Origin of the sequence: Campylobacter sp. (genome assembly GCF_017646085.1) — a bacterium.
Classification (GTDB): Bacteria; Campylobacterota; Campylobacteria; order Campylobacterales; family Campylobacteraceae; genus Campylobacter.
Genome location: NZ_JAGCNF010000081.1, coordinates 1 through 3,407, shown reverse-complemented (window position 1 = coordinate 3,407; position 3,407 = coordinate 1). Strand labels below are relative to the sequence as shown.

Genomic DNA, 3,407 nt, shown 5'->3' with positions numbered 1-3,407 from the left:
TAGCTTACCTTTCTCCACTCAAATTTAATCTCATGCTTAGACCCTAGGCTATCATATATCTCAGTGGTAGCTGCGTGGCTAGACATTGTTAGGTTGCTTGAGACCTTTTCACCTGTTCCAGTTGCTAGACTCCCGCCAAGAGCTTTAAATACATCAGCTAGGGCTGAGTTTTCATTTACATTTTGAGCTGCATTGCTATAGCCACTTACTGCTATTTGCATAGCGTAGTCGTTGATATATGTGTCTTGATTTGATGGGACTAGCTTTTGACCTTGTGCATCAGTGTAGGCATTTGCGCTATCTTCTACCTTTGTGCCACCTGGTTGGTTTTGGGCGTTTTGGATTGTGTGTCCATCATTTTGTCCATAGCTTGCATCGCCAGCTGGATTTCTAAAGACAAATTGCCCTTTTTCATTTACAGTTACTTGCACACCATCATTTAGATTTATATCTCTATATGTAGCGTTGCTATTTGTATTATCTGCGTCTGCAGTAGGCAAGTCATTTGCAGCATTGTTAGCAAAGTTACCATTACCATCAGCATCTAGTGGAGAGTCCCACTCATCTTGAGCCATTTGCGCTAGCTTATCATCTGTAATTAGTCCCCTTAATGCTTCTTTTAGATCATTTACACTATTGTACTGATTTCCAGCATCTGCACCGATAGTGTTTATAGCGGTTATTATCTCACTAATGCTTTTTACTGCTGATTCTGAAATTGGCTCAGTTACTACGCCTTTACCTTTAAGGTTAGCAAATAAAGTTTGATCATTTATAGCATTATCAAGATCTTCAATAGCTTGCTCTATTGCGTCTTGACCCCCACCAGGAGCAAAATTACCTTGACCACCATCAATCCTAGCTATTACAGCATTTACAAAGTATGTAGCAGCATTTACTGCGTTTGATACATTTGATCCAGCGTAGTTGACATACTCTCTAGCATCTGTTTGCATAGCACGCCTTAGATCCTCTGTAGTCTTTACTACTCTAGCAGCACTATCATTGTAGTGATGTCCTGCTGTCGCTCCAGCGCCTGAAGAGTAGGTATATTTATAGGCTGTGATTACGCTAGTTGTCTGGATAGATGTGGTATCGCCTTCTAGCTTTTTAATCTTGATATTTTTAGTAGCATCGGTGGTGCCTTGGTTATTTGTATTTGTTAGTTGAAGTTTTTTACCATCTATTGCTGTAGCTCTAACTCCAGTTTGAGCAGTATAGTCATTTATCTTTTTAACTATTTCATCCATATTACCTAGCTCAGTAGCTGGTATCTCTATACCGTTGATTGAGATATGTAGTTTATATTTACCATTACCTTGACCTTGATTAGCTGGAAGCTCATTAAATGTAGCCTTTGCATCAGCGTAGCTAACCCATATACCTTGGCCCTCTCTTAGGTTTAGCCCCTCTCCTGAGCCGTTAAATACTACGCCTAGATCCACGCCGGCTTCTTTTACTGCTACTTCTTTATTTGAGTTTATGTAGTAGGTGTTGTTGCTTAGGTCATTTGGATTTTTAGCTTCGCCATCTTCCCATAGGCCATTACCATTAGCATCTAAAAAATCATTATAATGGTCTAGAGTATAGATAGGTGAGTTTTTAGCTCCGATGTTTGAGCCTGAGTTTAGATTGGCTATTATAGCTAGCTCGCTAGTAGGATTAGCCTCCATAGCCATACCAGGTTCTATTACGATATTGCTTAATGGGCTAGTAGGATCGATGGTGCCGGTATCTTCGTTTCTCATCCAGCCTTGGACTACATAGCCGTTACGATCTACGAAATTGCCCTGAGAGTCTAGGCTAAAGTCGCCATTTCTAGTATACATATAGGTCTTGCCACCATCAGCTGATACGACAAAAAACCCATCGCCTTGGATAGCCATATCGCTTTGTTTATCAGTGGTTTGGATTGTACCTTGTTTAAAGATTTTAGTAACTGTATTAACCGTGGAGCCTAGGCCAATTTGCATAGAGTTTTTACCACCTAGGTCGCCTTGTGGGGCGGTGGCTACCTTTTGAGTTTGGCTAAATAGATCAGCAAAACTCGCACGAGAGTATTTAAAGCCTACGGTATTTACATTGGCGATGTTGTTACCTTCGACATCCATCGCTACTTGGTGCGCCTGAAGACCAGTAACTCCAGACCATAATGCTCCCATCATAATTTATCCTTTGTGTTAGAATTTATTTTAATTTTGGCTTATTAAGCAAATAGCATTCCAAATTTGAATTTTTGCGATTTGTTTTGTGCGATGATAATGAGATTATCACGCATCACTCGCAATAGCACACTTCCAAAAAAAGATAAAAATTTAAAGATAAATTCAACTCAAAAAAGAATAAAAATAAAGGAATTTGATGGATTTTAGTAGAGCTGTGGAATTATTTTCAAAAGATAGATTAGCCTCGTATGAGTTTGATATCAAGCAGCATAGGAAAAATCTAAATCTTATTGGCAGTATAGCACATAAGCTAGGATTTATCGAGATAGCGCTTAGAAACCAGCTTGATCGTTTGATGTGTTTTAAATTTGGCGATGACTGGATAAGTAAAGATTATTCTCAAATGGTAGATAGCAAGCTGTCTCATTCGCAAAATATATCTAGACTATCACTAGGTAATATAATTTTTATTATACATAAGCAAAAATTGCTAAGCAAAATAATGAATTTAAAGGATATGGATTTTGTAAAATATGATAAATATAATAGAAATTTTTACCGTAAAAATGGGATAAAGCATAAATTTAGCAATAAAGATAAAGTAAAAATATCGCTTGATCTTTTAAAAACACTTCGAAATCGCTCATTTCATTGGGAAAATATACTTAAAATTCGTTCAAATAACGGACATATTTCACCTAGAATTACCACAGAAATTCATAATGTTTGGATAGGGTTGCACCCTGATAATATAAATATATTTTTAGATGATTTATTACGAGAATTTGGCAGTGATTTATTAAAATATGTGAATGAAAGATAGGGCGGAGCGGAAAATCCGCTACTCCGTCGCCCCTACGAACTTCGATAAAATTATACTTAAATTTGACTTAATTAGCGCTGAATATTATTTTGCGGTAGAAAAATCTCTTTGTTTATCAAGGCTTATTAAGAAAAAGTTTTATATTTATAGGATTTTAATGAATTTATTTTGTGGTAATTTTGCTAAAACTATACAATGTAAAAAGCAAATTTAAAAAGCCCCGCAAAGCATAGCTTTAACGGTAGCTTATTATCGCAAAAAAAAATATAAAATTACGAACTAAACTATTTCCAGCCTAGTTCTTTATAGATTTTTTGTGCGTTTTCTAGCTCATTAGCAACTTTATTAAGCGATATGGTATCTTCTTTGAATTTGCCTAATGCTGCAATCTCTTTACTTGGTTTGGCGTCTTTATTTAC

The 3,407-nt window shown here is 36.6% G+C and carries 3 protein-coding genes; 2 read left to right on the top strand and 1 reads right to left on the bottom strand.

The window, feature by feature from the left end; translation table 11 throughout:
• Positions 1 to 2,165 (bottom strand): flagellar hook-basal body complex protein (locus J6V67_RS04435; protein WP_291859346.1); only part of this gene is annotated, 2,165 nt, incomplete at its 3' end.
• Between the two features lie 63 nt (positions 2,166 to 2,228).
• On the opposite strand from J6V67_RS04435, the gene J6V67_RS04430 reads away from it, so the two are divergent.
• Both J6V67_RS04430 and J6V67_RS04425 read left to right on the top strand, forming a co-directional pair.
• Complete coding sequence (locus J6V67_RS04430; protein WP_291859344.1) at positions 2,229 to 2,372, top strand: hypothetical protein; 144 nt, start codon at positions 2,229 to 2,231, stop codon at positions 2,370 to 2,372.
• Positions 2,362 to 2,988: a hypothetical protein gene (locus tag J6V67_RS04425; RefSeq protein ID WP_291859341.1), complete on the top strand. Its 627-nt coding sequence runs from the start codon at positions 2,362 to 2,364 to the stop codon at positions 2,986 to 2,988. Before J6V67_RS04430 ends, J6V67_RS04425 begins: the two co-directional genes overlap by 11 nt.
• Positions 2,989 to 3,407: the final 419 nt, after the last annotated feature.

Coding starts and splice junctions, on each gene's coding strand:
- J6V67_RS04425 (WP_291859341.1), top strand. CDS start 2,362: ATGGATTTTAGTAGAGCTGTGGAATTATTTTCAAAAGATAGATTAGCC.